Origin of the sequence: Brenneria goodwinii, assembly GCF_002291445.1 — a bacterium.
GTDB classification, from domain to species: domain Bacteria; phylum Pseudomonadota; class Gammaproteobacteria; order Enterobacterales; family Enterobacteriaceae; genus Brenneria; species Brenneria goodwinii.
This window is the reverse complement of record NZ_CP014137.1, coordinates 3,858,468-3,884,410: the sequence shown is the minus strand read 5'-3', so window position 1 is coordinate 3,884,410 and position 25,943 is coordinate 3,858,468. Positions and strand designations below refer to the sequence as shown.

25 protein-coding genes are annotated in these 25,943 nt (G+C 53.2%); 11 read left to right on the top strand and 14 right to left on the bottom strand.

Annotation, left to right across the window (positions count from 1 at the left end; translation table 11 throughout):
* Positions 1 to 20 precede the first annotated feature (20 nt).
* The 3 genes from srlE to ACN28R_RS17250 all read right to left on the bottom strand — a co-directional run bounded on the left by srlE (position 21) and on the right by ACN28R_RS17250 (position 2,561).
* Complete coding sequence (gene srlE, locus ACN28R_RS17260) at positions 21 to 1,016, bottom strand: PTS glucitol/sorbitol transporter subunit IIB (RefSeq protein WP_095835045.1); 996 nt, start codon at positions 1,014 to 1,016, stop codon at positions 21 to 23.
* Between the two features lie 14 nt (positions 1,017 to 1,030).
* Positions 1,031 to 1,579 carry a PTS glucitol/sorbitol transporter subunit IIC gene (gene srlA / locus ACN28R_RS17255; protein WP_048636547.1) on the bottom strand — a complete coding sequence of 183 codons (549 nt, stop codon included), beginning with the start codon at positions 1,577 to 1,579 and terminating at the stop codon, positions 1,031 to 1,033.
* An 805-nt stretch (positions 1,580 to 2,384) separates the two neighbouring features.
* A complete protein-coding gene (locus ACN28R_RS17250) occupies positions 2,385 to 2,561 on the bottom strand; it encodes a hypothetical protein (protein WP_095835044.1) in 177 nt (58 codons plus the stop codon).
* A gap of 135 nt (positions 2,562 to 2,696) precedes the next feature.
* Here ACN28R_RS17250 and ACN28R_RS17245 point away from each other — a divergent pair, with 135 nt between their 5' ends.
* The 4 genes from ACN28R_RS17245 (at position 2,697) to ACN28R_RS17230 (ending at position 4,634) form a co-directional block, all read left to right on the top strand.
* Positions 2,697 to 2,885: a host cell division inhibitor Icd-like protein gene (locus ACN28R_RS17245; protein ID WP_095835043.1), complete on the top strand. Its 189-nt coding sequence runs from the start codon at positions 2,697 to 2,699 to the stop codon at positions 2,883 to 2,885.
* Positions 2,878 to 3,069 carry a hypothetical protein gene (locus ACN28R_RS17240; RefSeq protein WP_095835042.1) on the top strand — a complete coding sequence of 64 codons (192 nt, stop codon included), beginning with the start codon at positions 2,878 to 2,880 and terminating at the stop codon, positions 3,067 to 3,069. The genes ACN28R_RS17245 and ACN28R_RS17240 overlap by 8 nt, the downstream gene beginning before the upstream one ends.
* 457 nt (positions 3,070 to 3,526) lie before the next feature.
* Positions 3,527 to 4,216 (top strand): hypothetical protein, encoded by a 690-nt coding sequence (locus ACN28R_RS17235; RefSeq protein WP_095835041.1) that lies wholly within the window; start codon positions 3,527 to 3,529, stop codon positions 4,214 to 4,216.
* 7 nt (positions 4,217 to 4,223) lie between these two features.
* Positions 4,224 to 4,634: a hypothetical protein gene (locus tag ACN28R_RS17230; RefSeq protein WP_095835040.1), complete on the top strand. Its 411-nt coding sequence runs from the start codon at positions 4,224 to 4,226 to the stop codon at positions 4,632 to 4,634.
* 196 nt (positions 4,635 to 4,830) lie between these two features.
* On the opposite strand, the gene fis is transcribed toward ACN28R_RS17230, so the two are convergent.
* From fis to msrP, 11 genes are all read right to left on the bottom strand, one after another.
* Positions 4,831 to 5,127, bottom strand: a complete 297-nt coding sequence (gene fis / locus ACN28R_RS17225) for a DNA-binding transcriptional regulator Fis (RefSeq protein WP_005975342.1) — start codon at positions 5,125 to 5,127, stop codon at positions 4,831 to 4,833.
* A gap of 23 nt (positions 5,128 to 5,150) precedes the next feature.
* Positions 5,151 to 6,116 (bottom strand): tRNA dihydrouridine synthase DusB, encoded by a 966-nt coding sequence (dusB, locus tag ACN28R_RS17220; RefSeq protein WP_048636546.1) that lies wholly within the window; start codon positions 6,114 to 6,116, stop codon positions 5,151 to 5,153.
* 380 nt (positions 6,117 to 6,496) lie between these two features.
* Positions 6,497 to 7,237, bottom strand: a complete 741-nt coding sequence (locus ACN28R_RS17215) for a carbonic anhydrase (RefSeq protein ID WP_095835039.1) — start codon at positions 7,235 to 7,237, stop codon at positions 6,497 to 6,499.
* 207 nt (positions 7,238 to 7,444) lie between these two features.
* Complete coding sequence (gene prmA / locus ACN28R_RS17210; RefSeq protein WP_095835038.1) at positions 7,445 to 8,332, bottom strand: 50S ribosomal protein L11 methyltransferase; 888 nt, start codon at positions 8,330 to 8,332, stop codon at positions 7,445 to 7,447.
* A gap of 18 nt (positions 8,333 to 8,350) precedes the next feature.
* On the bottom strand, positions 8,351 to 9,802 hold the full coding sequence (panF, locus tag ACN28R_RS17205) for a sodium/pantothenate symporter (RefSeq protein ID WP_048636543.1): 1,452 nt from the start codon (positions 9,800 to 9,802) through the stop codon (positions 8,351 to 8,353).
* Positions 9,792 to 10,034 carry a YhdT family protein gene (locus tag ACN28R_RS17200; protein ID WP_048639697.1) on the bottom strand — a complete coding sequence of 81 codons (243 nt, stop codon included), beginning with the start codon at positions 10,032 to 10,034 and terminating at the stop codon, positions 9,792 to 9,794. The genes panF and ACN28R_RS17200 overlap by 11 nt, the downstream gene beginning before the upstream one ends.
* Positions 10,035 to 10,365: 331 nt before the next feature.
* Positions 10,366 to 11,709: an acetyl-CoA carboxylase biotin carboxylase subunit gene (gene accC, locus ACN28R_RS17195; protein ID WP_048636542.1), complete on the bottom strand. Its 1,344-nt coding sequence runs from the start codon at positions 11,707 to 11,709 to the stop codon at positions 10,366 to 10,368.
* Positions 11,710 to 11,720: 11 nt separating this feature from the next.
* On the bottom strand, positions 11,721 to 12,197 hold the full coding sequence (accB, locus tag ACN28R_RS17190; RefSeq protein WP_048636541.1) for an acetyl-CoA carboxylase biotin carboxyl carrier protein: 477 nt from the start codon (positions 12,195 to 12,197) through the stop codon (positions 11,721 to 11,723).
* Between the two features lie 24 nt (positions 12,198 to 12,221).
* The gene (gene aroQ, locus ACN28R_RS17185) at positions 12,222 to 12,674 is read right to left on the bottom strand and encodes a type II 3-dehydroquinate dehydratase (protein ID WP_048636540.1); all 453 of its coding nucleotides are present in this window, start codon (positions 12,672 to 12,674) and stop codon (positions 12,222 to 12,224) included.
* 231 nt (positions 12,675 to 12,905) lie between these two features.
* Complete coding sequence (gene msrQ / locus ACN28R_RS17180) at positions 12,906 to 13,505, bottom strand: protein-methionine-sulfoxide reductase heme-binding subunit MsrQ (RefSeq protein ID WP_048636538.1); 600 nt, start codon at positions 13,503 to 13,505, stop codon at positions 12,906 to 12,908.
* 32 nt (positions 13,506 to 13,537) lie between these two features.
* A complete protein-coding gene (msrP, locus tag ACN28R_RS17175; RefSeq protein ID WP_048636537.1) occupies positions 13,538 to 14,539 on the bottom strand; it encodes a protein-methionine-sulfoxide reductase catalytic subunit MsrP in 1,002 nt (333 codons plus the stop codon).
* Between the two features lie 385 nt (positions 14,540 to 14,924).
* Between msrP and csrD the strand changes: the two genes are divergently transcribed.
* From csrD to yhdP, 7 genes are all read left to right on the top strand, one after another.
* The gene (csrD, locus tag ACN28R_RS17170; RefSeq protein ID WP_095835037.1) at positions 14,925 to 16,862 is read left to right on the top strand and encodes an RNase E specificity factor CsrD; all 1,938 of its coding nucleotides are present in this window, start codon (positions 14,925 to 14,927) and stop codon (positions 16,860 to 16,862) included.
* A 318-nt stretch (positions 16,863 to 17,180) separates the two neighbouring features.
* Positions 17,181 to 18,224 carry a rod shape-determining protein MreB gene (mreB, locus tag ACN28R_RS17165; RefSeq protein ID WP_009114770.1) on the top strand — a complete coding sequence of 348 codons (1,044 nt, stop codon included), beginning with the start codon at positions 17,181 to 17,183 and terminating at the stop codon, positions 18,222 to 18,224.
* A 230-nt stretch (positions 18,225 to 18,454) separates the two neighbouring features.
* Entirely contained in the window at positions 18,455 to 19,435 is a 981-nt protein-coding gene (gene mreC / locus ACN28R_RS17160; protein WP_095835036.1) for a rod shape-determining protein MreC, read from the top strand.
* The gene (mreD, locus tag ACN28R_RS17155) at positions 19,432 to 19,920 is read left to right on the top strand and encodes a rod shape-determining protein MreD (protein WP_048636534.1); all 489 of its coding nucleotides are present in this window, start codon (positions 19,432 to 19,434) and stop codon (positions 19,918 to 19,920) included. The genes mreC and mreD overlap by 4 nt, the downstream gene beginning before the upstream one ends.
* 8 nt (positions 19,921 to 19,928) lie before the next feature.
* Positions 19,929 to 20,522 (top strand): Maf family protein, encoded by a 594-nt coding sequence (locus ACN28R_RS17150; protein WP_048636533.1) that lies wholly within the window; start codon positions 19,929 to 19,931, stop codon positions 20,520 to 20,522.
* Positions 20,512 to 21,981 carry a ribonuclease G gene (gene rng / locus ACN28R_RS17145; RefSeq protein ID WP_048636532.1) on the top strand — a complete coding sequence of 490 codons (1,470 nt, stop codon included), beginning with the start codon at positions 20,512 to 20,514 and terminating at the stop codon, positions 21,979 to 21,981. The genes ACN28R_RS17150 and rng overlap by 11 nt, the downstream gene beginning before the upstream one ends.
* A gap of 124 nt (positions 21,982 to 22,105) precedes the next feature.
* A complete protein-coding gene (yhdP, locus tag ACN28R_RS17140; RefSeq protein WP_095835035.1) occupies positions 22,106 to 25,930 on the top strand; it encodes an AsmA2 domain-containing protein YhdP in 3,825 nt (1,274 codons plus the stop codon).
* Positions 25,931 to 25,943: the final 13 nt, after the last annotated feature.

The following is a 25,943-nucleotide window of genomic DNA, read 5'->3' as shown; positions in this document are numbered from 1 at the left end:
CCGTCTCCCAGTGCGAAAAACTATTGGTAGATAAAACCGGAAACTACCCAGGCCAGCAGTACGGTCGGCGCGCCGGTAAGAAAACGTCCCACCAGTACGGAAGGCACCCCTACGCGCACGGTGTCCTGCTTCGCTTCCGCCAGCGACAGACCGACGGGAATGAAGTCGCAGGAAGCCTGGGCGTTGATGGCGAACAATGCGGGCAGCGCCAGGGCGGGCGGGATATGCCCCTGCCCAATCTGCACGCCGACCAGTACCCCGATGACCTGCGCGATCACCGCGCCCGGCCCAAGGAATGGGGAGAGCAGGGGGAATGAGCAGATCAGGGCCAGCGTGATCAGTCCGATCGGGCTGTTTGCCAACGGCGTCAGGCTGTGCGCAATCACGTCGCCTAACCCCGACGCCATAATGATGCCGATGAGCGCCGAGACGAACGCCATGAACGGCAGGATGGTTTTCAGTACGGTATCGATGGTTTCCCGCCCGGCCTGGAAAAACACGGCGACAACCGATCCCATTCCCATACCGACCTTGGCCAGCAGGCCATCGCTCTGTTCTGTGATTTTCTTGCTGCTGTCGTAGTCGCGGACAAGTCCCGGGGGCGTTGCGCTGCTCTCCGTTTTCTCCATTGCAGAAGAGGTTGCAGCGTCTTCCACCCGTTGGATGTTTTTTTCACGGACGCCGGAGACATAAATGTCTTCCAGAATAAATTGCGCCAGCGGGCCGGACTTGCCGGTTGAATGGATGTTAATCGTCGGGATCCGGCGTTTGGGATAAATACCGCAGCGCAGCGTGCCGCCGCAGTCAATAACGGCGACGCCAATCTCTTCCGCCGGCGGTTCGCCCTCTTTAAAGCCATCAACGGCCGGCCAGCCGGTCAGTTCGCTCAGACGATCGACGATGGCCGGACGCGTTCCCGCGGTGATATAGACAATTTTTTTACCCGGCACGGCTTCAATCAGCAGGGGACCGCCCCAGCCGCTTTCGCCTTTTTCGATACGAATTACGTTATTCATGATGATATTCCCCGTTAGAGCTGAACCTGACGGTCGAGCTGGATACGCATTTTGCGTTCAAATAGCGTGGTGGTCAGATCGGTGATCCAGCCGCGGAAAAAGTTGCTCACCATCCCGACCAGCAGGTAGCTCACCGCCAGCGGGGCCAGCGGCAGACCAAGCGTTGTCAGGCCACTGGCGATACCGAGATAGACGAACAGTTCCCCTGGATTGATGTGGGGAAACAGACCATTCATCGAGTGACAGCTATAAGAGGCGGCGGCGTAGTAGCTGGGCTTGTACTTTTCCGGCATGAAACGGCCCAGACTCAACGTCATGGGGTTACAAAAGACGAATGTGCCGATGACCGGCAACAGCAGATAACGAGAGAGCGGGTTACCCGCACAGCGTTGAGCCAGGCGCTCGATCCGTTCCTGGCCGACAAACACGATCAGCGCATTCATAATAACGAGCAGGCTAATCAGCAAAGGCAGTATGCCGGTGACCATTCCGACAAAAACTTCCCCCCCTTTTTGAAACAGGCCGATGAACCACTCAGCCCCATGGGTGATGACGTCTATCATGATATTCTCCTGTTTCCTCTGGCTGGTTCTGACGATTGTTGTTTTATTAAAGTGAGACTAAAAATATATCTAAATGTGTTTTTTAAATTTTAAATCGATCACACTTTGAAAGTTTTTTTATTCAAAATGAAAGATTGGTGGGGTGACGCAGGTTTGTGAGCGAGAATCCATGGCAGACAATGCATGCTATTTTGCCGGCGCTAATTGAGGGTTCTTTCTGTCGTGAATGGAAAGTATTTTTTAATATCAGTTTGTTATGCTGGTTTTCTTGCGGTTTGGCTATTTCCCGGCGCAACGGCGCGCCGGTGGGAATGTCGTGCTTTGCTTAAGGATAAGGAAGAATCTTTTAAGTGTGCAACCCGATATTCGGCCAAATTCTTTCATAATAAAAGAATTAGACCCCGATTTGATTAGGATAGCTTTTCTTAAGGTTAACCGGTCGGAGCATGAGGGTAGACGGTTTCGATGTTATAGCCGTCGGGGTCGATAATAAACGCGGCGTAGTCGTGGAGATGATAGCAGTGGGGATGATAGTTCGGGCGCAGCCCCGGCTGACCGTTGTCTTTGCCGCCGGCCTCAATGGCCGATTTTAGTGATGTACTTCAGTGAGTTAGTAATCCGCCAACCGTCGAAAACGTTGATACGCCATACAGCCGAAAATTAGCATAATTGACGAAAAGTAATCAGCGATGAAAAATTAAATTTCCTTGCTGGGCAGGGTTTCGAGCATTCCAAAGCCAGGAGCTCTACTCAATTTTTGGAGAGGTAGTCCCCGTAGTTTCGTTATCCAAATTCAGGGAGACGATCAGCTTTTGGGTTCTAAGCCGCGCTGTTTTAGTTCTTTTCTGATAATGCGTTTTATCCAGGCAGATATGGATTCATCACCATCACTTTCCATTGCCTTACGCATGGATAGCTCTAATTCAGGCTCAGCACGAAAAGCAATCTGTTTGTTGCCTCGTGGTAAATTTGTGTTTGACACGTGTTGTACTCTGGGGTTAATTTGTTTGTGTCAGACAATGTACAGTACAAGTCTATCATATGCAAAACAGCAACGCCCGGCAGTGTTACCAGCACTAACCGGGCGTCTAACCACAACGTTAAGTGAGGTAACGCTATGGCTGATGTCCAGTTTACCCAAACTCGCCCCGAATTTCAGTATCGCTTTCTGGCGCAGGGCATTTTGTCTCAAAGTATCGTTCAAATCACCGCCGCTACCGAATGCAAAGCGCGGGAACAATCCCCCAATGGCCACGTTATTGTTTTCGCTGGTCGTCTGCCAATTCAGGAGACGCGCCATGTTTGATAACACGCCGTTAGAACTGGAAGAAGTTATCGATCAGTGTCGTGCACTGGCCTACGCTATTGTGGAACTGAATAATCCAGAAGCAAAAGAAATCCTGATGTTTATCTTGTGGGAACGGCTGGAATGCTTACACCGTACTGCTATGGATCCTGATAACGGGGCTGTGGAGGTGGTACATGGTTAATCCAATCGCTACGCATGTCGCCAGTGGGAAATTTTTCCCCCTGAAAAGACACCAGAAGAGGCGCTTATGCACATTCCAGCGGTGGTGCTGGCGGTCAACAACATACTTTAAAACGTAAGCTTGACTAATGATGCTGATGAACGGCTACCTCAGGCTACAGGCTAGAAAATTAACTTCATAGAATAAGTCTTATCTGCCTCCATTTTTAATTATATTTATTGTAAATCATATTATTATTTGTTGTAGGTATTAAGGCGTATTGTATTTTTTCGCATTGAATTCTGGAAAGTCGGAAGCCAGGCTATAACTGGTATATCATTTTTGGCTAAGATAAGAGCAGAAAAACATAAGACCGTATGATGAATGCGGAGGCCTGCTCATTCAGTAGCAGGTGATTTTTTTCCGTCGGGCTACGTGTTCCGCAGTACTGATGAAAAGAAATTTTACAGAGGATGTTATGAGTAAACGCAGTGAAGTTATTGAGCCATGTGATTGGACTAACAACAGAAAAACTGGCCTGGTATACAGCAATGTATTGGGGTGGATTGATATAGGTCATGCTCAGGGCACCGATATCATTTCTCTGTTAGCGGAATTCCGCACGGGGGAGGCGGGTAAAGCAGACTATTACCAGATTGATTATACACAAAAGATGCACGCTTTCAGTAAACGGTTTGGAACGGGAAAATATGTTAAATGGGAAATAAAAAAAGGCCGAACAGTTAACGAAATACACAGCATTGCGCTGGGCATGATGATGATGACTGCCAGAGTGTTTGAAGGATACCAAGCGTCACCTTTTTTTAGCTGGTATACGGATAGTGGCTTCAGTGGCGAAGATTTAACATCAGATTTGCTTGGTTTTTATCGGGCAATATTGCCCTCTAACTATCAGTCCAGGCTAAAGCTGGTGAGTAAATATGAGGCTCTCAAGCGGTGGGATTACTATGGACCGATAGGTAATTATAAAAATACAGGTTTTTTACCGCTTCTTTTCCCGGATCCTGAAGACCCGTGTGTAATCAGAAAACCTTATAAGGGCAATCTTCCACACTTTATGCGATGGATTCAACCATATACTGATCTCCGATCTGATAATGTCAGAGTATTAAACCAGAATGGCACTTATTTTTCTTTTTTGAAATGAGATACGTATGAACATGAGAAAATCTGGATGGATTTTAATTCTGTTAATAATTGTGGTTGCAGCTTTTTATCTTTTTATCCCGGTGACAGATAAAGCAGAGTATAAGGAAAGCGATCTGTATAGCTATTATTTTTATACGGATAAAGATATAAAGAATGCTCCCAGGGTCTCAGATCGCTACTCTTTTAGCTACGTTTCACCTGATGGCGGTCAGGGAGAAATGAGCACTATTACTTTTCATGGCGGGGATCTGGCCCCACTGGAAGCGTATTTAAAGAAAATGAAATTCTCTTTATACAGGAAAGAGGATAATGGCCGTAGCCAGATTTGGCTTTCTGAGAGTGAAAAAAATGTTGTATTTACTCTGTGGAATGATAAAACCTCAGAGAAAATTTCTTTAACAAAAGTAAACGGTTAATTTTAAAAAGTTAACCGCCGGTGATATGGCACAACGGCGATCCGGTAGTCTGATTGGTTTCTATGCTTTCGGTATCGTTCAGCGATCAGTGTATAAACATCAGTATAAACATCAGTATAAACATCAGTATAAACATTAACAAAAAGCGCCTGCCGTTTCCGACAAGCGCTTTTTTTAATACGTTAACTGATTAGTATCAGTTCATGCCGTATTTTTTCAGTTTCTTACGCAGAGTACCGCGGTTGATACCCATCATCAGTGCGGCGCGGGTTTGGTTGCCGCGGGTGTATTGCATCACCATGTCTAACAGGGGTTGTTCAACTTCAGCCAATACCAGCTCATACAGGTCACTTACGTCCTGACCATTTAATTGGGCAAAATAGTTCTTCAGTGCCTGTTTAACCGAGTCACGCAGGGGTTTTTGGGTTACCTGTGCCTGAGAGTTTACAGTGGAAACGGTCAGTACGTCAGAATTCACGCGTTGTTCGAACATAGTTCTGTCAGCTCTTTTTCTGTTTACGCAAGATTTTCAAAGTATGCCTCCAACGCCTCCAGCTGCTCGCTGGCATCCTCAATGGCGTTGAATGTGCGCCTAAACTGGTCGTTTGGGGCGTTCTCCTGGAGATACCAGGAGACGTGCTTACGAGCTATACGGAATCCCTTGCCTGGACCATAAAAGTCGTGCAATTCCCGTATATGCTTGATCAACAAGCGCTTAACCTCTGCCAACGGCATTGGTTGCAGCAACTCCCCCGTGTCCAGATAATGCTGGATTTCCCGAAAGATCCAGGGTCTCCCCTGAGCGGCCCGTCCTATCATCAGGGCATCCGCCCCGGTGTAATCAAGAACCGCTCTGGCTTTATGCGGGTCAGTAATGTCGCCATTCGCAATAATGGGAATGGAAACGGCCTGCTTAACTGTCCGAATACTGTCGTATTCCGCCGAGCCATTGAACAGGCACGCACGTGTGCGTCCGTGAATGGTCAGAGCCTGAATACCGCAGTCTTCAGCCAATTTGGCAATCTCTGCACAGTTACGGTGCTCCGGCGCCCAGCCGGTACGGATTTTTAGTGTTACCGGTACGTCTACCGCTTTCACTACCGCCGAGAGGATTTGTTTTACCAAATCCGGATACTGCAATAATGCAGATCCTGCCATCTTGCGGTTCACCTTCTTCGCCGGACAGCCCATATTGATGTCGATGATCTGCGCGCCGAAATCCGTATTGACTCTTGCCGCAACAGCCATTTCATCCGGATCGCTGCCGGCAATTTGCACGGCTCTGATCCCAGGTTCATCGCTATGTACCATGCGCAAGCGTGACTTGTCCGAGCGCCAGACCTCCGGATTGGAAATCAGCATTTCGGACACGGCCATTCCAGCGCCCATCGAATGACAGAGTGCTCTGAATGGGCGATCGCTAATGCCAGCCATCGGGGCGGCTATCAAGCGATTAGGTAGCTGAAATTGTCCAATGCGCATAGACAAAGAGTGACCATACTGTGCCTGCAAGGGCGCGTATATTACGCATTTTTTACGTGAGATGAAAGGCCAAACTTTGACCAATTAGCCGAAGGCGATCAAAGAAAACGTGTTTCATTCTGTCAGACGAAAATATTATCTATATTTAACAATAGGTTTTGACTATTTGTGAGTTTTTTTTGTTCGAGAAAATATTCCTGTTGCATCGTCATTTATCTGTAATTTGCTGTGATCCAAGCAGGAGTGACAGCGATATTTGGTATTCGCAGGGGATTACGTTGTCAATAAACAAAGAACAGCGATAAATTTTTGCACCATAACACGGCAAATGATGGGCTCCCGCCATAAATCGGGCGGGAGCCGCGGGCAAAGCAGCAAGATTAATTAACGATAACACGGCCATTTAATGGCTGGATGGGACGATTGTTGGCGTGATGGATGGCCGCGGTGAATTGGGCTACCTGAGCCGCTGAAATCGTGGCCGGTGTTTCCAGCACCAGCCAGCGAACGCCCTCAGAACATGGCGGGGTGGTGAGCGAGCCGCTAAAACGGTAGTAATGCTCAGAGTCCGTTGCCGGGATCAGCGCGCCAACGTTCAATGGCGTAGTTAATGATTCCGGCTTATTGAGGGCTGATGGCATTTGCCGCCAGGCCTTTTCCAGTTCTTGATTGGCCTGGCCCTGCTCAAACATCAGCGCCATTACCGTTAATGCGCCCTGTTGGTCTTTGTAAACAAAATGCGCTTCTAATGGGAAGGTTTTGCCGTCGATCTCATTTTCACTGGGCGCATGGAAATGGAACTGCTGGAGGGTGAAGATATCGTTATCTATCGTCAGCGTATTACCCGGACTGGTTTCTACCTCAATGGTGTGGCCGTTATTGACGATATGCTGTGGACCAGTCTGATAAGCGAGTTTTAATCCTTCATGGGTGGTTTTCAGCGCGCCGTGGATATCAACGGGGGATTGATTCTTACCGTTCTCGCACAGGGAGAAATCGGGAGAGAGTTTGCCCCAGTGGGTAGGCGCTTCCTGTCCTTCATAGCTCCAGTGGGCGTGTTCGGAAGCCTGCAGCGAAAAGCAGGCGCTAAAAGCCAGAGCGGCTAGTAATTTATACTTCATTGGATAATCCATTTAAAACAATAGGTTTGAATGACTTACGTTTATTTTACGCGTCATAGAGGATACACCCACATTTACAATGGTTAATGGTTTGCCGGCAAAATCGGCCAGAACCGGATAATTCCGATTCTTAAGGGGGAGACGTCTGGCGGGGGGATTTCGATGTTGGAGATAGCCTGATGGCTACCTCCGTGTGCTGACGGGGCCTTACTTACGGATACCGGTAATCCGGCACCATTCCTCTTTTTCCGCTATCGGATCAAGCTGGAATTTGTCCTGATAGGCTTCGGCCACGTTGGCGGCCTGAGTCGCCAGAACGCCCGATAAGCCAAGATGAGCGCCGGTTTTCGGCAACTCGCTGATTAACGGCGCCAGCTCACGCAGCGGGCCGGCCAGGATGTTGGCGACCACCACGTCGGCGGAGAAGGCAAGGTCGGTCGGCTGATCTTTCGGCAGGTAGAGTTCCAAACGCTCGGAAACGCCGTTTCTCTGTGCGTTATCGCGGCTGGCCTGGATAGCCTGCGGATCGATATCGATGCCGATAGCGCGGGCCGCGCCCAGCTTGAGCGCGGCGATGGCCAAAATGCCGGAGCCGCAGCCGAAATCGATGATGGTTTTGCCCTGTAAATCCAGCCCGTCCAGCCATTGCAGGCACAGCGCGGTGGTGGGATGGGTTCCGGTGCCGAAAGCCAGACCGGGATCGAGCATGACATTCACGGCCGTCGGGTCGGGCACGTCGCGCCAGCTCGGACAGATCCATAACCGTTCGCCGAAACGCATTGGGTGGAAGTTATCCATCCATTCGCGTTCCCAGTCCTTATCTTCCAACTGCTCGATTTTGTGTTTGAATCCGGCCCCCAGCAGGGGCTCTTGTTCCAGCGCGGCAATGACATCGGCCATTTCGGTTTCTGCGTCATATAAGCCGATGACATCGGTATCGCCCCACAAACGGGTTTCACCCGGCAGCGGTTCGAACACGGGAGTATCATGCGTATCCTGAAACGTAACGGACACGGCGCCGCTCTCGATCAGTACATCCCCCAGTTGCTCGGCATGGCTGCCGGAGGTGTTTATTTTCAGTTGAATCCACGGCATAGCGGTCTCTATTACATTTTAAAGTGAAGTAGGGGTGGCCACCGGCTCGGGAACGCTGTGCCCAAACCGATTACCGATAATAAACGCCAGCAGACTTAAGGTCAGCGCCGGTACGATGGGGTGAAAGCCTGCCAGATAAATATTGAAGCTGGCCAGCGCCGTATAACAGCCCGCGCCGCTGAACATGGCGCATAGCGCCCCGGTCGCGTTGGCGCGTTCCCAGTAAAGGCCAAGCACCAGCGGCCAGAGGAACACGGCTTCCAGTCCGCCGAAGGCTAGCAGATTTAGCCAGATAATCATCTCTGGCGGACGCCAGGAGGCCAGCAACACCAATAAGCCCAGTACCAGGGTGGTCATGCTGGAAAGGCGCTTAATGTGCCTTTCATTGCGAATTTGCTGCGGGCGAACGCTGAGATAAAGATCCTTTATTATGGTGGCGGAAGCCTGAAGCAGATGCGCATTGATATTGGACATGATAGCCGCCATCGGCGCGGCGAGGAATATCCCGGCGACTAACGGCGGCAGGACGGTCACCATCAGCGCCGGCAACACCTGATCCGGGATCGTCAGATCCGGCATGATCGCCCGCCCCAACGCGCCGGACAGGTGCATGCCGAGCATGAGAATGCCAATCACGATGGTGCCGATGATAATGCCGCGGTGCAGCGCCTGACTATTACGGTAGGAGATACAGCGCACCGCGGTATTCGGCAGGCCGATAACCCCGAAACACACCAGCACCCAGAAAGAGGCCATAAACGGCATCGACAGGATATGATTACTGCCCTGAGGCGTCACCAGCGCCGGGTCGATCGACTGTAATTTATCCACCGCGCTGTGCAAACCGCCTGCGGCGTGGAGCACCCCCACTAATAGTATTACCGTGCCCAACAGCATCACCATGCCCTGCATGGCATCGTTTAATACGCTGGCGCGGAAGCCGCCAAACGCCGTGTACAAGGCAATGGTCACACCAAATATCAACAGGCCGATATCGTAGGGAATATTGGCGGCGGTCTCCAGCAGACGCGCGCCGCCGATGAATTGCACCGCCATGGCGCCGATAAACGCCACCAGCAGACTGAGACTGGCGAACCACACCAGCAACCGGCTGCCGTAGCGGGCGTACAGCATATCGTTGAGCGTAATGGCGTTATAGCGTCTGGCTAAAATCGCGAACTTTTTGCCCAGGATGCCCAGCGACAGCAGCATGGTGGGAAGCTGAATCATGGAGAGCAGCACCCATCCCAGGCCGTATTTGTAGGCGGCGCCCGGCCCGCCGATAAATGAACTGGCGCTTACATAGGTGCCGATGAGGGTCATCGCCAGAACGAAGCCCCCCATCGAACGTCCGCCGAGGAAATACTCGTTAAGAAAGTTGCCCGCCTGCCGGCGGCGATAGGCGTATACCGACAGGCCGAAAACCAATAACAGATAGCCCAGCAGCGGCAGCAGCACTTCATTTTGCATCGTCATTCTCCAGAGAGATGTCATGGAAGATGAAGCGAACCATCAACCAGCACAGCAGAGCGAAGACAAGCGGCAGCAATAGACAGGCCATTTCAAACCAGTGGGGAAGACCGGTAATACCCTGAGCGCTGTCAGGCAGGTAGGCTGCCAGAATCCAGGCGAACAGGTACGCCAGCGTCAGGAAAAAAGCCCAGCGGGCTTCCCTGTGCGCCTGCATGAAACGTGTATCCATTTTTTTATCCATCGTAAACCGGCGTATTCGTATAGGTATGACAAAACCCGGAATTTTACGACATGTGAGCCAATTGCCTAGTAATAATTGGTTAGAAGGGCAAAAGTATTGCTTGGGTTAGCGCTCGCGCCTGAAAGCAGGTGAAAGTCTATATCACGGTGGTGGAAGAGGCGCGAAGCTGAGGATTGCCTATCAATATTAATGTCATGCCGATGGCCGGATTCATGACGCCGAGATTAAGGCACACGGGGCGAGGCATGCTTCGTTCCCGTATTTCCCTTTGGTTTGGTCAGCGGTCTGAAAAAGCCCGCATTTGCGGGCTCGCGACGCTTTACTGTAAACCGAGTTTCTTTTCCAAATAGTGGATATTGGTTCCGCCTTTCTGGAAGTTTTCGTCGTTCATTATCTTCATCTGAAGATCGACGTTGGTTTTGATGCCGTCGATGATCAGTTCCGCCAACGCGTTCTTCATGCGGGCAATCGCCACCTCGCGGGTTTCGCCGTAGGCGATCAATTTCCCGATCATGGAATCGTAATACGGCGGTACGGTGTACCCGGCGTAGATATGCGATTCCCAACGCACGCCGAAACCGCCCGGCGCGTGGAAACGGGTGATTTTACCGGGGCTTGGCAGGAAGGTATTCGGATCTTCGGCGTTGATACGGCACTCTACCGCGTGACCGTGAACGTGAATGTCTTCCTGTTTGATGGACAACGGCTGACCGTCGGCAATGCGTAATTGCTCTTTGATCAAATCCACGCCGGTAATCATTTCGGTAACCGGGTGTTCCACCTGAATTCGGGTGTTCATTTCAATGAAGTAGAACTCGCCGTTTTCGTACAGGAATTCGAACGTACCTGCGCCGCGATAGTTGATATCGAGACAGGCTTTCGCGCAGCGTTCGCCGATAAACTTGCGCTGTTCGCCGGTGATGCCCGGCGCCGGCGCTTCTTCCACCACTTTCTGGTGACGGCGCTGCATGGAGCAGTCGCGTTCGGCCAGATAAATGGCGTTGCCCTGGCCGTCCGCCAATACCTGAATTTCCACGTGACGCGGATTCTCCAGATATTTTTCCATATAGACCATGTCGTTATTGAAAGCCGCTTTGGCTTCCGCACGGGTCATATTGATGGATTGTTCCAGTTCTTTATCGCTGCGTACCACGCGCATGCCGCGCCCGCCGCCGCCGCCGGAAGCCTTGATGATCACCGGGTAGCCGATGCGTTTGGCAAAGGCGCGGTTTTTGTCCATATCGTTGTCTAACGGGCCGTCGGAGCCCGGAACACAAGGAACGCCCGCTTTTTTCATGGCATTGATGGCGGATACCTTGTCGCCCATCAGGCGAATGGTTTCGGCGCGCGGACCAATGAAAATAAAGCCGGAACGTTCAACCTGCTCGGCGAAATCAGCGTTTTCCGACAGGAAACCGTAGCCAGGGTGAATAGCGGCGGAACCGGTAATTTCCGCGGCGGAGATGATCGCCGGGATATTCAGATAGCTTTTGGCGGATGGAGCCGGACCGATACACACCGTTTCATCCGCCAGCAATACGTGTTTCAGATCGCGATCCGCGCTGGAGTGAACGGCGACGGTTTTGATGCCCAGCTCTTTACAGGCACGCAAAATGCGCAGCGCAATCTCTCCGCGGTTGGCGATAACGATTTTATCTAGCATGGTAAGCCCCGTTATTCGATGACAACCAGCGGCTCGTCAAATTCAACCGGTTGACCGTTGTCGAGCAGAATCGCTTTGACGACGCCCGCTTTGTCCGCTTCGATTTGGTTCATCATTTTCATGGCTTCAACGATGCACAGCGTATCGCCGACATTGACCTGCTGTCCCACTTCAACAAACGCTTTTGCATCGGGGCTCGGGGTACGATAGAAAGTGCCAACCATCGGCGAGCGAACGATGTGACCACTAATGGCGGCCGGCGCTGCTGCGGTTTCCGCCGCGGCGGCCTCGGACACCGGCGCAACGGCGGTAGCCAGCGCCGGCTGTTGCTGCTGCATAGGCACATAGGCCTGCTGCATCATCGGGTAGCTTGGCGTTGCCGGGGCGCGACTGATACGTACTGATTCTTCGCCTTCGGAAATTTCCAGTTCGGCGATGCCGGATTCTTCGACCAGTTCGATCAGTTTTTTGATTTTACGAATATCCATTGATGTGGTTCCGTACTCTTTTGTTTAATTGGAAGTAGACAGGCGTTTTACCGCTGTCTGTAACGCATAGTTATAACCATCTGCCCCAAGGCCGCAAATTACCCCTACCGCGACATCAGACAAATAGGAGTGATGGCGGAAGGGCTCACGTGCATGCACGTTGGACAAATGGATTTCGATAAACGGGATAGCGACCGCCAGTAGGGCATCGCGCAGTGCGACGCTGGTATGGGTGAATGCCGCCGGATTAATCAAAATAAAATCCGTATTTCCCCTGGCCTGATGAATTCTGTCAATCAGAATATGCTCCGCATTGGATTGCAGATGAGAAAACCGCACATCCAGCGCCTGGGCCTGTGTTTCCAGATTGCTAACGATTTCCGCCAGCGTGGTATTGCCATATTTATCTGGTTCACGGGCGCCCAGCAGATTCAGATTAGGGCCATTCAAAAGCAAAATGTGAAACTTCTCTGCCATTGTGCTGCTATCTCCCGCGATTTGCCCAGAATACAAAATGGTGTCGCACAAAATAGCGCGAAGCTATTCGTTTGTCACCTTTCACGATGTAAATTGTCCGATGCCGGGAAACAAAGTTGTGCATTATAACCATTTCGTCGCAATTCGCAGCCAAATACTGGTCTTATCTGCGGAGATATTCAACCTGCGCTCCGCTGGGCGTCTTTCCGGCCTGTTCGCCGCGGCGGTGGTTTATCGCCACCACTGACGGAATTTTTTATAACGCAACAGTAACAATAACAGCGCCAGCAGAGCATAGAGAATGGGTTGGGGCGAGAGCGTTTTGACCGACCAAAGATAGTGTATCGGTGCCAGGATTGCGACCAGATAGACGAAGTTATGCAGTTTTTGCCAGCGGGATCCCAACTTGCGCATCACGATCCGGGGGGAAGTCAGCGCTAATGCCAGCAGAATCAGCCAACTGACGAGCCCCAGCGTTAAATACGGGCGGGCGATCAGCTCTTCTCCCAGCAGCGTCAGATGGTTTAACCCCAGTTCCAATAGTGAATAACTCACCAGATGCAGCGTGGCCCAGGCAAAACACCATAACCCGATCGGGCGCCGGCAGCGAATAAGCAGTGGCTGCCTGCCGTAACGCGCCAGCGGGGCGATCAGCAGCGAGGCAAGCAATAATTTCAGCGCCATCCGGCCGGTAAAATGCTGAATATCTTTTGCCGGATCGGCGCTGAACCATCCCTGATCGACGGCCAAAATCAGCCATGGCAGCGGTAAAAAGGCCGCCAGATGGAGAATAATCTTCAGCCATTTTATCTGTTGTAGCGTCAGCCGCATGCTGAGGTGATCCCGGTAATCAGCGCCATCAATCAGAAGTTCTCCCGTAAGTTCAGACCCCGATACAGCGAGGCGACGCGATCGGCATAGCCGTTGAACAACAGCGTTGGCTGTCGCTGTACATCCAGAATTCCGCCGGATCCAATGACCCGTTCCGTCGCTTGTGACCAGCGAGGGTGGTCGACATGCGGATTGACATTGGCGTAAAAGCCATATTCGTCGGGAGCCGCCAGATTCCAGGTTGACGGCGGACGTTCGCGGGTAAAGCGGATCTGTACGATGGATTTGATGTTCTTAAAGCCGTATTTCCACGGCGCGATCAGCCTTATCGGCGCGCCATTCTGCGGCGGCAGCGTTTTGCCGTACACGCCGACGGTCAGGAGCGTAAGGGGATGCATGGCTTCATCCAACCGCAATCCTTCAACATAGGGATAGCTAAGGCCGCCGCCCATAAAGCTGTTCTTTTGTCCCGGCATCTGCTGCGGATCGTAGAGCGTCTGGAAGGCGATGTAACGGGCATTGCCGGTGGGTTCGGCAAACTTGATTAACTTCGCCAGCTCAAACCCTATCCAGGGCACGACCATCGACCAGGCTTCCACGCAGCGAAAACGATAAATCCTCTCTTCGAGCGGAAAACGCTTAAGCAGGTCATCGATATCCAGCGTGATAGGTTTGGCTACCTCGCCGTCAATCTGTATTTTCCACGCTTCCGTTTTCAATCCGCCGGCATTGGCCGCCGGATCGGCTTTATCCATACCGAACTCATAGAAATTGTTGTAGCCGATAACCTTATCTTCCGGCGTGAGCGGCGTTTTTAACCGCCAGTCCGCCGGCTGCGTAAACGATAATGGTTTGCCCGGCGGAGCCTTGGGGCGATCGCTTCCCTTCAGCCAGGCCAGCAGGTCCGCCTGCGCCGATAGCGGCAACGACAGGGTCGCGGCAGTAATACCCAGCGCTTTTAATACGCGGCGACGCTGGTGGAAAATCTCTTCCGGCGTGACGTCAGCCTCTGTCAGCTTGCGATGTTTATGCATATGTTTTCCGCCTACGGGCTGGTTGGGGTTGACGCTTTACTTATTTATAGATGAGTTGGCGGGGAAATCGCGCCAGGCGCAGAGAAATAGTTTTTTGCAGAGTGTAACAAGACCCTCCGCCGGCATAATGGACCGATCCGGCCGAAAACGGTCGCCGTGGCCGATCGTTACCTCTCCTGGGGAAGCCGAATCGAACCCGGTTCACGGATCTGGAGGACGTTATCCCATTTTGCTGTTCGGGAACCCGAGTCTGCATGTATGCTCTACGGCTGTCGAATAAAAAGGTACTTAACTATTTAACGGCTATATTTGTAACAGGTAGTATACGGACTGATAAAAGAGAGCCGATCCGCAGAACAACATTTATCAGGAGTAGAACGCAGGGATGGGATTTACGACCAGATTCACCATGCGCGTGACACTGTTGACGGTGTTAGCCATTGTCTTAATGCTTTTCAGCATCGTCTTTAGCCTCTTCTATTATAGTCAGCAAAGAGCGGCTCAACAGTTGAACGAGATTACGTCCAGTATTGATCAGGCGCTTTTGGTGCAATCGCCTGAAAATATCCAATACTGGTTACCGGCGATGATGAAAACCGCCGGCGTTGCCGCGTTGGCGATCCGAAATGCGGACGCCGTACTGTATTCGGTACGCTTGTCCGACGCGGAAAGTCATCGGGCTTTTCTGTATCACGATACCGATTTCCCGCTGATGCATCATCCGGATATGGTGGTTGTCGCGACTTACCTCGATCCTTTGCTCGGCATCCCGAATTTTCTGATATTTCCGCTGTTGGCGTCTGTGACCATCTGCCTGTTGACGCTGGTGCTGTATCTGTTTATTCGCTGGTTGCAGCGTGAAACGGCCGGACAGAAAGAACTTGAGGAGCGGGCCCGGCGTATTCTGAACGGCGAGCGGGAATCCGTGATGCATGGGTCCGCACGCGAGTGGCCGGTGAATGCCAGCGGCGCTATCGATCAACTGCTGGCCGACCTGCTCGAAGCCCGGGAAGAGCGCAGCCGGGTTGACACCCTGATTCGGGCCTTTGCGGCGCAGGATGCGGAAACCGGGCTGAGTAATCGCCTGTTTTTCGACAATCAGCTGACCACGCAGTTGGAAGACAGTGAAAACGTTGGCACTCACGGCATCGTGATGATGATTCGTCTGCCTGACTTTGAAACCCTGCAGGAAACGCACGGCTACGGCGGTGAGGTTCAGGAATATAGCTTCACGCTGGTGAATTTGCTGTCGACGTTTGTGATGCGTTATCCGTCGGCGCTGCTGGCGCGTTATTTCAATAGCGATTTCACGGTGTTATTACCGCACTGCACCCTGAAAGAGGCGGATAACATTGCGGCGCAGTTGGTCAAAGCCATTGATATTTTACCGGTTACGCCGCTGATCGACCGAGAGGACATGCTGCACATCGGCATTTGCGCCTATCGCAGCGGACAAAGTTCGGAACAGGTGATGGAAAGCGCGGAAGACGCCACGCGCAACGCGGTGCTGCAGGGCGGCAACGGCTGGTGCGTTTATGATCGCCAGGTGCCGGATAAAGGCCGCGGCAGCGTGAAATGGCGCACGCTGCTGGAACAAACCTTGGCCCGGGGGGGACCGAGACTGTATCAGAAACCGGCGGTGACCAAGGAAGGCGTGGTCCACCATCGTGAAATGATGAGCCGTATCTATGACGGTACGCAAGAGTTGCTGGCTGCGGAGTACATGCCGCTGGTGCAGCAACTGGGACTGAGCGTCAGTTACGATCGGCAACTGGTCTCCCGGATTATCGCATTATCCACCGGTTGGCCTGATGAAATACTGGCTGTTCCGGTTAGTGTGGACTCACTTTTGCAAAAGACATTTCTAAGCTGGCTACAGGAAGCCTTGCTGCAATGTCCGAAAAAACAACGACAATGCATTTTATTTGAACTTGCAGAGGCTGATGTCTGTCAATATATCGGCCGTTTGCGTCCGGCATTGCATCTTATCCAGGGTTTTGGCTGTCGTCTGGCTGTCGCCCAGGCGGGGTTAACGCTGGTCAGTACGACTTATATTAAGTCGCTGCGGGTAGAAGTGATTAAGCTTCATCCCGGACTGGTGCGCAGCATTGAGCGACGCCCGGAAAATCAGCTGTTCGTACAGAGTCTGACGGAGGCCTGTAAAGGCACGCGGACCAAAGTTTTTGCCGCTGGCGTTCGCACGAAACAAGAGTGGCGGATGTTATTGGATAAGGGCGTTTACGGCGGACAGGGCGATTTTTTCGCCGCTTCGCTGCCGGTGAGCGATGAGTTGAAAAAATATTCACCGCACTATCGTGTTTAGTGTAAAAGTCCAGCGCGAATTGACGTAGAATGAGTCGGCCGTCGATTAAGTTAGTGTGCGCTCACATTAACGGCAATCCGGTTAAATGTCAGATTTTATGTCCTGTGTTAGCGCTATTCTGTCGGGCGGAAAGTGGTAATCTGCCTTGCTATTTGGAGAGGGAACGTTTCCGGTTGCCTTCCTTTCTGGATCCGATGTGCGCAACACAGACTTTTTTCACCGAAGCAGAGCGTTTTCGTGCCTTGTCGCTGCTTTGTGTGGTTGGTAAAGTAGGCGAATTTATTTTTCGCCCCCAGCTTGCAGGATTATCCTTTCGTTATGTTTAAGAAATTTCGTGGCATGTTTTCCAACGACTTGTCCATCGACCTGGGTACCGCCAATACCCTGATTTATGTTAAAGGGCAGGGCATTGTACTGAATGAACCCTCTGTGGTTGCTATTCGCCAGGATCGCGCCGGTTCTCCGAAAAGCGTAGCCGCTGTAGGCCATGACGCTAAACAAATGCTGGGCCGTACGCCTGGCAATATCGCCGCAATTCGCCCGATGAAGGACGGCGTTATCGCCGACTTCTTCGTGACCGAAAAAATGTTGCAGCACTTTATCAAGCAGGTGCACAGCAATAGCTTTATGCGTCCAAGCCCGCGCGTTCTGGTCTGTGTGCCGGTTGGGGCTACGCAGGTTGAGCGTCGCGCGATTCGCGAGTCGGCCCAGGGCGCCGGGGCGCGTGAAGTCTTCCTGATTGAAGAGCCGATGGCTGCCGCGATTGGCGCGGGCCTGCCGGTTTCGGAAGCGACCGGTTCCATGGTGGTGGATATCGGCGGCGGCACCACCGAAGTCGCCGTGATTTCACTCAATGGCGTGGTGTATTCCTCTTCCGTGCGCATCGGCGGCGACCGCTTCGATGAAGCGATTATCAACTATGTCCGGCGTAATTACGGCTCGCTGATCGGCGAAGCGACGGCAGAGCGCATCAAGCACGAAATCGGGTCGGCGTATCCGGGTGATGAAGTGCTCGAAATCGAAGTTCGCGGGCGTAACCTGGCGGAAGGCGTGCCGCGCGGCTTTAACCTGAACTCCAATGAAATTCTGGAAGCCTTGCAGGAACCGCTGACCGGTATTGTCAGCGCGGTGATGGTGGCGCTGGAACAATGCCCGCCGGAGCTGGCTTCCGATATTTCCGAACGCGGTATGGTGTTGACCGGCGGCGGCGCGTTGCTGCGCAATCTGGATCGCCTGCTGATGGAAGAGACGGGGATCCCTGTCGTGGTGGCTGAAGATCCGTTAACCTGCGTGGCCCGCGGCGGTGGTAAAGCGCTGGAAATGATCGATATGCATGGCGGCGATTTGTTCAGCGAAGAATAATCCGATCGGGGAAAAGGGGGAGCCGTATGGGTGAACGCGCGCGTTTTTCATCCCGCACGGGTGCCCCCTTTTTTATGGCAGGCGTCCTGCCCGCCGTCTTTCGGGCCGCCGCAATCGGCGTTTAAAATCGCTCCCGGCGATTTTTTATGGTCATCTTTCAGGCCGTCGCTGCAAAACGTTTTAAATCGCTTCTGGCGATTTGAGTCAGCTGTCGAGGAATTCGCAATTTTATGAAGCCGATTTTTAGCAGGGGGCCTTCCCTGCAACTACGACTTTTCCTTGCTGTCGTTACCGCGATTTTTGTGATCATTGCCGACAGTCGGCTCGGTGCGTTTGTTCACATCAGAACGTACATGGATACCGCCGTCAGTCCTTTCTATTTTCTGGCAAATGGCCCGCGCCAGGTGTTGGATAATATGTCTGAATCGTTGGCCACTCGTGAGCAACTGGGGTTGGAAAATACCGCGTTGCGTCAGGAGCTGCTGATGAAAAACAGCGATTTATTGTTACTGGGACAACTAAAACAAGAAAATGCCCGGTTGCGTGAACTGCTCGGTTCGCCGTTGCGTCAGGATGAACAGAAAATGGTGACTCAGGTCATATCGGCGGGCACCGATCCGTATAGCGATCAGGTGGTCATTGATAAAGGACGGGCCAATGGCGTGTATGAAGGGCAGCCGGTGATCAGCGATAAAGGCGTGGTTGGCCAGGTGGTGGCTGTCGGGCAGTTCACCAGCCGGATTTTGCTGATTTGCGATGTTTCCCATGCGCTGCCGATCCAGGTACTGCGCAACGATATCCGCGTGATTGCCGCCGGTAATGGCTGTACGGACGATCTGCAACTGGAACACCTGCCTAACAACACCGACATTCGCGTTGGCGATGTGCTGGTCACCTCCGGGTTGGGCGGGCGCTTTCCGGAAGGATATCCCGTTGCGGTGGTTTCATCGGTAAAAATTGATACCCAACGGGCCTATACTGTAATTCAGGCGCATCCCACCGCCGGTTTGCAGCGTCTGCGTTATTTGCTGCTGTTGTGGGGTGTGGAAAAAAATTCAGGCGCGGCTTTACCTCCGGGAGAGGTTCACCGCGTCGCCAATGAACGGCTGATGCAGATGATGCCCCAGGTTTTACCTTCTCCCGATGAGATGGGACCGCCGCCGCCGGCACCCGATCCCGCCGCCGCGCCATCTGGTGGAGTACGCCAATGAATCGCTACCGCAGACACGGCAACTGGATTATCTGGCTCTCTTTTTTAATCGCGATGGTCTTGCAGATTATGCCGTGGCCGGAGCAGATTTATATGTATCGCCCCTCATGGCTGACGCTGTTCCTTATTTACTGGGTCATGGCGTTGCCGCACCGGGTTAACGTGGGAACCGGCTTCGTGCTGGGCGTGATCATGGATCTGATTTTGGGGTCGACGTTAGGTGTCCGGGCGCTGGCGCTGAGTATCGTCGCCTATCTGGTGGCGTTTAAATTTCAGCTGTTCCGCAATATGGCACTATGGCAGCAGGCATTGATTGTAATGCTGCTTTCGTTGTTGGTGGATTTGATTGTGTTCTGGGCCGAATTCCTGGTGATTAACATCGCTTTTCGTCCGGAAACCTTCTGGAATAGCGTGGTCGACGGCGTGCTCTGGCCGTGGCTATTCCTGCTGATGCGTAAGATACGCCGTCAGTTTACTGTGCAATAAGGCTGCTCATGACTCAACTTTATCTGGCATCTTCTTCTCCCCGCCGACGCGAGCTGCTGACGTTGCTCGATATTCCTTTCGCGCATCTGAGCGTGGCGGTGGAAGAGCGGCGTTTGCCGAATGAAGCGGCGGAGGCCTATGTTCGCCGGTTATCCCATGAAAAAGCGGCGGCCGGCGTATTGGCCGCGCCGTCTGATTTACCGGTGCTGGGCGCGGATACCATCGTGGTATTGAATGGACAAGTGCTGGAAAAACCACGGGATGAGGCTCATGCTGCACAGATGCTTACCCAGTTGTCCGGCCAACGGCATCAGGTGATGACCGCCGTGGCATTGGCCGACAAACACGATATTTTAAGCAGTCTGGTTGTTACTGACGTCGTTTTCCGCACACTTTCCCGTCAGGATATCCATCATTATATCGCCAGCGGTGAGCCCATGGATAAAGCCGGAGCCTATGGCATTCAGGGTAAAGGCGGATGCTTTGTCAAATCGATCAAGGGAAGTTACCACGCAGTGGTAGGATTGCCGCTGGTGGAAACCTATGAGTTGTTCAGTAATTTTGCTGCATTGCGGATTGCAAGAGGAAAACATGACTGCTGAGTTACTGGTAAACGTCACGCCATCAGAGACGCGCGTCGCCTATATCGATGGCGGCATTTTGCAGGAAATCCATATTGAGCGTGAAGCCAAACGCGGCATCGTCGGTAATATCTATAAAGGCCGCGTGAGCCGGGTATTGCCGGGGATGCAGGCCGCCTTTGTGGACATCGGGCTGGATAAAGCCGCATTCCTGCATGCGTCCGATATTATGCCGCACACGGAGTGCGTTGCCGGTGACGAACAGAAAAACTTTCATGTGCGCGATATCGCCGAACTGGTTCGCCAGGGTCAGGATCTGATGGTGCAGGTGGTTAAAGATCCGTTGGGCACCAAAGGCGCCCGTCTGACAACGGATATCACATTACCGTCGCGTTACCTGGTCTTTATGCCGGGCGCCTCGCATGTCGGCGTTTCGCAGCGGATCGAAAGCGAAGTCGAGCGCGAGCGTTTAAAGAAAACGGTCGCGGACTATTGCGATGAGAACGGCGGCTTCATTATCCGTACCGCGGCGGAAGGGATCGGCGAGGAAGAGCTGGCCCAGGACGCGGCGTTCCTGAAGCGGCTGTGGGGTAAGGTCATGGAGCGGAAAAAACGCAACCTGACCAAATGTAAACTCTACGGCGAAGTGGCGCTGGCGCAGCGGATCCTGCGCGATTTCACCGGCGCGGCGCTGGATCGCATCCGCGTGGATTCCAAACTGACCTACGATTCACTGCTGGAGTTTACGGCGGAATACATTCCCGAAATGACCAACAAGCTGGAGCATTACGCCGGCAAGCAGCCCATCTTCGATCTCTTTGACGTGGAAAATGAAATTCAGCGCGCGCTGGAAAGAAAGGTTGAGTTGAAATCAGGCGGTTACCTGATTATCGATCAGACCGAAGCCATGACCACCATTGATATTAATACCGGGGCATTCGTCGGTCATCGTAATCTGGATGAGACCATTTTTAATACCAACATCGAAGCGACTCAGGCGATAGCGCGGCAGTTGCGTCTGCGTAACCTCGGCGGCATTATCATCATCGATTTCATTGACATGAATAACGAAGATCACCGGCGGCGCGTACTGCATTCTCTGGAACAGGCGTTAAGTAAAGATCGGGTAAAAACCAGTATTAATGGTTTCTCTCAACTAGGATTAGTGGAGATGACGCGTAAGCGAACCCGTGAGAGTATAGAGCACGTATTATGTAACGAATGCCCCACCTGCCACGGGCGTGGAACGGTGAAAACGGTTGAAAGCGTCTGTTACGAGATTATGCGTGAGATTGTGCGCGTCCATCATGCTTATGATACCGATCGCTTCCTGGTCTATGCGTCGCCGGCGGTGGGGGAAGCGCTGAAAAGCGAAGAGTCGCATGCGCTGGCTGAAGTGGAGATCTTCGTTGGCAAGCAGGTCAAAGTCCAGATTGAACCACTGTATAGTCAGGAACAGTTCGACGTTGTCATGATGTAATGCTTGCGAGGCATGTCAGCCATGAACTCACCTTCCCGGGCATGAGCATGGTGGGCGACGGCATACCGATTCCCTATGAAAGCGGCTTTTGCTCGTCGTCGGTGACGAAAACAAGGAGAAATACGTGAGGCGACTGCCCGGAATATTGCTAGTCACGGGCGCCACTCTTATCGTGATTGTTGCGCTGTTAGTCAGCGGTTTAAGATTGGTGCTGCCACAGCTCGATTATTTCCGGCCGCAGTTGGTCGCATGGACTCAGTCTGTCGCAGGGGTGCCGCTGGAGATCGGATCGCTTAAAGGACACTGGGCGTCTTTCGGTCCCACGCTGGAAATCGAAAAGTTTCAAACCCGCCTGCCGGAGTCGAATTGGCGGGCTGAGCGGATCACCCTGGCGCTGGATGTCTGGCAATCTTTGCTGCATGGGCGCTGGCAGTTCCGCGATCTCACTTTTTATCAACTACAGCTCGACCTCAATACCACGCTGACCGGAGAGCGTCAGGATGACAACCTGATGGAATCCGGCCGGTTGAACGACCTTTTTCTGCGCCAGTTCGATCATTTCGACCTGCGCGACAGCCATGTTTCTTTTCTGACGCCTTCCGGCTCGCGGGCCGAATTCAGCATCCCTCAACTGACCTGGCTGAATAGCGATCGGCGCCACCGCGCCGAAGGACTTATCAGCCTGTCGAGCTTTAACGGTCAGCATGGCGTGGTGCAGATGAGGATGGATTTGGACGATGCGCAAGGGCGGCTGAATAACGGCACGATCTACCTGCAGGCCGACAATATCGACATGAAGCCCTGGCTGAGCCGCTGGATGACGAATAATACCGGCCTGGAAAGCGCCGACTTCAGCCTGTCGGCCTGGCTCAAGGTCGGTGGCGGCGATATTCATGGCGCAGACGTGTTTCTTCATCAGGGAACCGCTTCCTGGGCCGAGAATGAGGATACCCACCATCTGAGCGTTAACGATATGGTGCTGCACGCCAGCCGTCAGGAAAATGGCTGGCAGCTTGCCGTGCCGGCGCTGAATCTGGCAACCGATGGCGTAGCCTGGCCGAAAGGCCGACTTGCAGCCCTTTGGCTGCCGAAGAGCGAGCATCTTCCGCCGGGAACCGACGCCCAGGGAGAATTGCGTGTTCGGGCCGGTAACCTCGATCTGACGCGTTTGGGAAGCGTGCTGCCGCTGTTATCCACGACCACGCCCACCTTGAAAACCCGCTGGGATGCGCTGCAGCCGAAAGGCATGCTGGATTCTCTGGCGATCGACATCCCTTTGCAGCAGCCGGAGAAGAGCCGTTTCCAGGCCCAATGGCATGACGTGAGCTGGCAGGCGTGGCAGCACCTGCCGGGCGTGGAACACTTTTCCGGCAAGCTGAGCGGCAGCGCCGAACAGGGACGGGCGGATCTAACGCTGGCGAACAGCACGCTACCGTCCGATGGCATGTTCCGGGCGCCGTTGGAGATTCATCAGGCCGGCGGCGCGCTTAACTGGCGGTATAACAGTCAGGGATGGGAACTCTGGAGCCACGGGCTGGATGTACAGGCCAGGTCGCTGTGGGTAAACGGCGATTTCCATTATCAGCAGCCGGAAAAAGGGGAGCCAAGACTGGACATTCTGGCTGGCCTGCGTTTGACGGATGCCGCCGATGCCTGGCGCTATTACCCCGAACCCTTCATGGGAACGGAGCTGGTGAACTATCTGAGCGGCGCGCTGAAGAGCGGCTATGTGGATAACGGCACGTTGATATTTGCGGGCAATCCACAACGTTTCCCCTACGCCCACAATGAAGGACAATTCGAAGTTTGGGTGCCGGTCAAAAATTCGACCTTCGAGTTTCAACCGGGCTGGCCTGCGTTAACGCAGCTGGATATCAATCTTGATTTTGCCAATAACGGCTTATGGATGCTGGCGCCGCAAATCTGGTTGGGAAAAGTGGAGGGCAGGAATATCCGCGCCGTCATCCCTGATTATCACCAGGAACATTTGCTGGTCGACGGCGAGTTGGAAGGGCAGGGAGCGGATATCGGTGATTATTTCCAACAGACGCCGATGAAATCCTCGCTGGGGAGCGCGCTTGAAGCGCTACAGATCGGCGGCGCGGTGCAGGGGTCGCTGCATCTGGATATTCCGCTGGCCGGCGGGGAAGTCAAAGCCGGCGGGGATATCGCATTAAATAACAACAGCCTTTACATCGAGCCATTATCAACCACGATAAAAAATCTGACCGGTAAATTCCGTTATGACAACGGCAACTTGCGTAGTGAAACGCTACAGGCCAATTGGCTCAATCAGCCGATGACGGTGGATTTCACCACGGAAGAGCAGGATAAGGCGTTTCTGGTGAATATCGGTCTGCAAGGGGGGTGGCAACCCTCCCGTTTGCCAGGATTGCCAACGTTGGTCGCCGAGCGTCTCTCCGGCGGCGCGGATTGGAAAAGCGCGGTATCCGTGACTCTGCCTCATGGCGGCAAACCGACTTATAGTATCGATATTCTGGCCGATCTCGACAAAGTGAGTAGTCACTTACCCTCGCCGTTGAACAAAGCGGCCGGAGAGAACGTAGCATTGCAGATAAAGACCCGGGGCGACCTGAACGGTTTCACGATGCAGGGGAGTGCGGGTAAGGAGTATGGGTTTAACAGCCAGTGGTTGCTGAAAGGCCATACGGTAACGCTGGCGCGCGGCGCATTGCAGAGAGGGGCGAAAACGCCGCCTTTGCCGGCAGCGTCGACTCTGTCTATCGATCTTCCCGCGCTGGATGGCGAGCGTTGGCTTGGGCTGCTGCCGTCTGCGCGGTCATCGCTAAGCCCTACGGTTACCGACGCCGCCAGCCGCGTCCGCCTGCCTACGGACATCACCGTGCGTACGCCGGAACTTAAACTGTTGGGACAGCAGTGGCACGATTTATCGATTACCGGCAAGAATACCCTGGGCGGCGGCAGCGAGGTGGGGCTTAAGGGGCGCGAAATCGACGCGACGCTTGATATACCCGGCAGCGGCATGTGGCGCGGCGATATTCGCTACCTCTACTACAATCCTCAATGGAAAGGCGATGAGGCGACTAACCCTATCACGCTGGCTGAGAACAAGTCGCCGCTGAATGAGCAGGGCGTGCGCTTTGAAAATTGGCCCGCATTACAGATAAATTGTCATCAGTGCTGGTTCGTCGGGCAAAATTTCGGTCAGGTTCAGGGAAGGCTGCAGCCGGAAAAAGAGAAACTGACGTTAAGTGATGGAGTCATTGATACCGGGAAAGCGCGGCTGACGGTGAATGGCAGCTGGCAGGAAAACGCCGAAGGCGCCCGTACCGCACTGAAAGGAAAGGTATCGGGCGAGAGTCTGATACAGAATGCCGAATGGTTTGGCATTGATACGCCGCTGCGTGCCGGGGCTTTCGATGTCGATTACGATCTTTACTGGCGCGGGAAGCCCTGGGCGCCCGATATCGCCAGCCTGAGCGGTATACTGCATACGCGGGTAGGCAAGGGCGAAATTGCCGACGCGGGCACCGGACAGGCCGGACAATTGTTGCGGTTGGTCAGCTTTGATGCGTTGCTGCGCAAGCTCAGGCTGGATTTCCGCGATACCTTTGGCAGTGGTTTTTACTTCGACTCCATCCGCAGCACCGCGTGGATTAAAGACGGTGTTTTGCATACCGACGATATGCTGGTGGATGGGTTGGAAGCGGATATCGCCATGAAGGGCAATGTCGATCTGGTGAATCGCCAGATCGATATGGAAGCGGTCATTGCCCCAGAAATTTCAGCCACGGTGGGCGTGGCGACGGCATTTGTCATTAACCCGGTGGTGGGCGCCGCCGTATTTGCCGCCAGTAAGGTGCTGGCGCCGTTATGGAATAAGATTTCGCTGATCCGCTACCAGATTTCCGGTAGCCTTGATCAGCCGAAGATTCAGGAAGTACTGCGTGAACCGAGTCATAAATAAGTCCGAGTAGCGA